This window comes from Micromonospora sp. SL4-19, assembly GCF_047921475.1.
Taxonomy (GTDB): domain Bacteria; phylum Actinomycetota; class Actinomycetes; order Mycobacteriales; family Micromonosporaceae; genus Micromonospora.
In genome coordinates this window covers 1-4522 of the sequence record NZ_JBLROB010000062.1, presented here as the reverse complement: position 1 = coordinate 4522, position 4522 = coordinate 1, and the positions used below count along the sequence as shown (strand labels likewise).

The window sequence follows — 4522 nt, the reverse complement described above, 5'->3', positions numbered from 1 at the left end:
GCCGCTCCTCCGCCCAGGCCGGACCGCCCCCTGACACGGCATCGGCGCGAGGCGCTGCTGGCGGCGGCCCTGCTCGCGGTCGCACTGCTCGCCCTGACCGGCGTCACGCTGCTCAACCGCGACGACCACACCTCGATCGCGGGACCGGCCACGCCGCCGGCATCGGCCACCACCGCCGTAGCGCCCCGCGTGCCGGCCGTCCCGCTCACCGTCGCGCCCGCCACGCCGACGCTGCGGGCCATCGCCTCCGCCACCCGCAACCCGGCCAGCCCGACACCGAGCCCTCGGGCCACCTCCCAAAGGCCGAGCCCCACTGCACCCGCTGACCCGATCGCCAGCATGCGCCAGTCGATCCGAGCGCAGGTGGAAGCCGGCCGGTTGAACCCGGATGCCGCAAAGGACCTGCACACCAAGGTGGACGCGATCGCGAAGGAAATCGCCGCAAGCGACCCGGACCAGGCCGAAGACCAGCTCAAGAAGCTACGCGACAAACTCGCCGAGCTGCGACGCAACGGCAAGCTCACCACCGACGGCTACGACGCCCTGACCGCCGACGCCGACCAGATCGCCGCCGACCTGCGGTAAAGAGTCGAGGTAGCCCGTCGCCGAGCGGATGAAGGAGAAGCTCGTCTTCGTAAGCGCACTCTCCGCGAGCTAACCCGCCGCGGCGTAGCCGACTGACGAGGCCCCCAATCGGCAGCACCGAAGCCCACTAGTCGTCACTGGCCGGGCTGCCGTCGACCTGGGTGGTCTGTGCCTGCCGTTTACCGTCGAGGTCGCGTTGTTGGCGGTCCAGGTGTGTCTTGAGTCGGGTGCGGTACTCGTGCGCGAATTCGGTGAGTTGGTCGATGTCGTTCTGTATTGCGGTGCGCTCGGCGTCCAGGTCGCCCATCGCCTTCTGGTGGCGCTGGCGGGCGTCCCGCTCTAGGGCGTCGGCCTTGTCCTGTGTCTCCACGGTGACCCTGTGCGCTGTCGAGCGGGCGTCGGACAGCAGCTTGTCGGCCTCGCTTCGGGCGTCGGCGAGGTGGTTGTCGGCGGTGAGCTGCGCCATCGTCAGTACCCGCGCCGCGTGCTCCTCTGTGTGGCCGTCGAATGCCGGGCCGGCCTGCGTGCGTACCTGTTCCAGCTCGGCCTGGATGGCACGGGCTGCGTGCTCGGCGGCTGCCCGGTCCCGTTGGAGCAGGTCGAGCCGGATCCGCATGTCGTGGAGCTCGGCGGCCAGCCTCGAATCGAGGTCGAGGCGGGCTGACGCGCCGGCTTCGCGCTCCACCTGAGCACGTAGTTCGAGGTTCTCCTCGATCAGGCGGGCGAGGTCGCGTGCAACCTCGTCCAGGAAGGCGTCGACGTCCTCCGCGTCGAAACCCCGCTTGCCGATCTGAGGCTTATTGAAGGCGACGTGGTGGACGTCGACGGGGGTGAGTGACATGGAAACTCCTCGGTCAGTTGCGGGCGCATACGACGGGCCGGCGGCGTTCGTCCGATGATCAAGCCTGCCACGGGTCGACTCGAGAAGGAGATCGAACGGCATCGGCAACGGCACTAGGGCGTGTCTCCTGGATCTTGGGGTGTGGTTCGGCTATCAACGTCTGTCGTGAGTGGGCGGTTTGAGCTGACCGAGGTCGAGTACGCGCGGATCGCGCCGTTGCTGCCGGCGATGACGCCGCAGCGTGGCGGGCGGTGGCGTGATCACCGGCAGGTGATCAACGGGATCGTGTTCCGGGTGCGTACCGGGGTGCCGTGGCGGGACGTGCCGGCACGGTACGGGCCGTGGAAGACGCTGTACAAGCGGTTCGCCCGCTGGCAGGAGGACGGGACCTGGGCGCGGATCGAGGCGATGCTGCACACCGAGGCGGACACCGCGGGGGACCTGGACTGGCACGGCAACGCCGATTCCACGATCGTGCGCGCCCACCAGCACGCCGCCGGCGCTCGTAAAGGGGGCTGAGCAGTCGTGACGCAGCGCGACGGGAAGGACTCGGCAAGTCGCGCGGCGGGTGGACCACGAAGATCCACACGATCGGGGACGGGCGGGGCCGGAACCTGACCAGCCATCTGACCCCGGGCCAGGACCACGACACCCGCCAACTGGTCCGGCTGCTCGACGACGTGGCCGTGGCCCGTCCCGCCCGGATCGGCCGCCCACGCAAACGCCTCGATTCTCTGGCCGCGGACAAGGCCTACAGCTCGCGCGGCAACCGCCGCGCACTGCGGGCCCGACGCATCCCGCACGACATCCCCGAGAAAGACGACCAGAAAGCCAACCGCGCTCGGAAAGGATCACGCGGTGGCCGCCCACCCACCTTCGGCCCACACCGTTACCGGCTGCGCACACCATCGAACGGCTGATGAACCGGCGCAAGCAGTTCCGTGCCGTGGCCACCAGGTACGACAAGCTCGCCTGCCGCTACCGCGCCACCGTGCAGATCGCCGACATCCTCATCTGGCTCCGCGCGAAACCAGACCGCCGCTACTCATGATCCATGAGACACGGCCTAGCTGCCTGATGGGGCGTAGGGCGATCGACAGAGACCGGCCAGCTCCGGACGTGAGTGGTCAGCGGTAGCACCGCCAGGCGTTTGGATCGCCGGGGCTCGAAGTTCGTGCGTAGGCGTCCGAACCGTACGTGTCGCGGCAGGCGGCGTCCATGTCGACGGCGGACGCGGAGAGGAGTCTCGTGCATTGCCAGCGGCCGTCGTTGCGGGGCTCCGCTGAGCTCCCGGCGGCGTGTCGATCGCAGTAGTGCTGGGCCATGTTCGCCACCCCGTCGTTGCTTGATGGGCCGAGCAGGAGTGGACTCGGGCTTCGGGTCTGGGCCGGTGTGGCGGAACGTGTGACCGACGGTGCGGCGCTGGGCGTGGCGGAACGGGTGACCTGCGGTGTGGTCCTGGGCGTGGCGGGGGAGCTGCGCGGGGTCGCGGAAGTCGGTGTCGCCGACGGTATCTCCGGGAGGGCAATCGGCTCTTCAGACGCCTCCGGCGGGATGGTGGCTGTCACCAGCGGCGGCGCGCCTTCCGGCGGCTGGCCTGACCCCCAGGTAAATGCCATGGCGCAGGCCAGTACCCCCAACGCGAGCCCGCCGACCGCGATCAGCCAGCGCCGCCGGCTGGCCGGCCGCGGGTGGGCGTCAAGTTCCGAGGTGTGCAGCACTTGGGTCGGAGCGTCGTCGACCGCCTCGGGGGCCTGCGGGGCGGACCCGCCGTAGCGGTACTCGTTGGGGCCGGGGTAATCCCCGTGCGGGTAATGCTCCTCTTGGGCGGCGTAGCCCACCTCCGGTAGGACGTATGAGTCCTGCAGTGCGGCATACGCGTCCTCGCGCACGGGACCGGCATCGATCGGTCCGTACGGCGCCTGGGCCGGGCCCTCCCACGAGGCCTGCTTGTGCTCGTCGTACCGGTAGGGCTGGTCGGGCTCGTAGCCCGCCGATTCGGCGTAGTCCACCCGATCGGACCGCCCGTAGGCGTCCTCGTGCTGACCGTAGGCCCCGTCGTACTGCTCGTATTCCTCGTATTCCTCGTACTGTTGGTCCGCCCGGTGCCTTGCTTGCCGCCCTTCCTGCTCCTGATCCGCATCCTCGTGCCCGTACGACTCGTCGTACGGGTCCGACGCGTTCTCGCGCCGCTGCGGCGCGGCAGCCTCCGGCCACTCGTCGTGCGTGTCGAAGTCGCCTCCTGCCGACCGCGACAGTTGGGCGATCCAGCTGTCTACGTCACTCGGGTCGTCGTGATGTTCGGCAGCCCCATCAGCGGGGCGAGCGGTCGATCTCTCGGCCACGGTCGCGGGCCTCCTCTGAACGCACAGGTGCGGACAGCTAGCTGACCATACTCACCATCAGCCAAAAGTCCAGCCGACACATCCCACGAACAGACGACAGGCCACCCCGCTGCCGTCCGAGTGCTGCTGGATTGAACCTGTTTTAGTGACTGGCTGATGGGCAGATTAGCGGCCCCACCAGTGGCAGCCGTAGGGGGTCCGTGCATAGGCGGAGGATGGAAGGCTCGGGCGAGGGTGGTGCGCTGGCTGGGGTCGCACCGGTGGTCGGGGCCGGCCTCGTGCCCGGGGTCGCAGCGGTGGTTGACCCAGGACGGGCGGCCGGCGCCGGGTGGGCAGCGGGACCCACGGCCTTGACCCCTGATGGGGCGGAGATGGCGCGGCTCGCGGTGCCGTGGATCCGTCTGTCTACTCCTGGCACGCTGCCCCGAGGTCGAGTTGCCGTCGGGACCGTGGCCGACCCGCCTTTATCGCCGTTCGGTGCATGCGGCTTGGAGGGGGTGCTCGGGGCGATGGCCTTGATGGAGTTCGGCTCCCAGGTGGTGGCGGCGATGCCGCCTGAGCCGGGGTTAGCCTGGTAGGGCGGGCGGGGTTGTTCTGGTTTGGGCGCATTTAGCGTCGCGAACGCGAACGTGACGAGGGCGGCGGCGGCAGCCACCAGGCGGTCGGGTCGCGCCGGGGTTGGCCGGGCGTAGTTCGGCTCCACCAGGGGCGGCGGCATCGGCCGCGCGGTTTGGTGGGCCTCCAGCAGGGT

General features: G+C 69.7%; 3 protein-coding genes and 1 pseudogene. 2 read left to right on the top strand and 2 right to left on the bottom strand.

What is annotated here, in order from left to right:
- Nucleotides 1-585, top strand: a 585-nt coding sequence (locus ACNAVT_RS31545) for an FIMAH domain-containing protein (RefSeq protein ID WP_416301621.1), incomplete at its 5' end; no start/stop codon positions are given.
- A gap of 127 nt (nucleotides 586-712) precedes the next feature.
- On the opposite strand, the gene ACNAVT_RS31540 is transcribed toward ACNAVT_RS31545, so the two are convergent.
- Nucleotides 713-1426, bottom strand: coding sequence for a DivIVA domain-containing protein (locus tag ACNAVT_RS31540; RefSeq protein WP_416301622.1), 714 nt, complete (start codon nucleotides 1424-1426; stop codon nucleotides 713-715).
- Between the two features lie 228 nt (nucleotides 1427-1654).
- Between ACNAVT_RS31540 and ACNAVT_RS31535 the strand changes: the two are divergent.
- A pseudogene (locus ACNAVT_RS31535) lies at nucleotides 1655-2477 on the top strand (IS5 family transposase).
- Nucleotides 2478-2553: 76 nt separating this feature from the next.
- Here ACNAVT_RS31535 and ACNAVT_RS31530 read toward each other — a convergent pair.
- Nucleotides 2554-3771 (bottom strand): hypothetical protein, encoded by a 1218-nt coding sequence (locus tag ACNAVT_RS31530; RefSeq protein WP_416301620.1) that lies wholly within the window; start codon nucleotides 3769-3771, stop codon nucleotides 2554-2556.
- Nucleotides 3772-4522: the final 751 nt, after the last annotated feature.

What these genes read in the sequence shown, in the direction of transcription:
- ACNAVT_RS31540 (WP_416301622.1), bottom strand. Translation starts at nt 1,426, where the DNA reads ATGTCACTCACCCCCGTCGACGTCCACCACGTCGCCTTCAATAAGCCT.